This is a genomic window from Vibrio sp. 704 (assembly GCF_033339295.1).
Genome location: NZ_JAWOUH010001088.1, coordinates 1 through 503 on the forward strand (window position 1 = coordinate 1; position 503 = coordinate 503).

General features: G+C 48.9%; 1 protein-coding gene. It reads right to left on the reverse strand.

Annotation, left to right across the window (positions count from 1 at the left end):
• Positions 1-503, reverse strand: a 503-nt coding sequence (locus tag R7R24_RS30795) for an FAD-dependent oxidoreductase (RefSeq protein WP_318120727.1), incomplete at both ends; no start/stop codon positions are given.

Here is a 503-nt window from a genome sequence, read left to right on the forward strand (position 1 = left end):
TTCATCACGACGGTAGGCACAAATCACGTTAGATGCGCCTTGACGGATCGAAGTTCGCACGCAGTCCATCGCGGTATCACCACCACCAAGCACTACGACTTTTTTGCCAGCCATATCGATAAACGGTTGGTTATGTTCTAGCTCCATAACCTTATAGGTATTGGAAATCAAAAATGGTAGGGCGTCATAAACGCCCGGCGCGTCTTCATTTTCCAAACCGGCGCGCATGTATTTGTATGTGCCCACACCTAAGAAAACCGCATCGTATTCATCAAGCAGTTCTTGCATCTGCACATCTTGGCCGACTTCCACATTCATGCGGAACTCAACGCCCATTTCGGTAAATACCCGACGACGATTTTCCATGACCCCTTTTTCCAATTTGAAAGAAGGAATACCAAAGGTAAGTAGGCCACCAATCTCAGGGTAACGGTCAAACACCACCGGTTTTACACCGTTGCGAACTAAGATGTCTGCTGCTGCCAGACCAGCAGGGCCAGCGC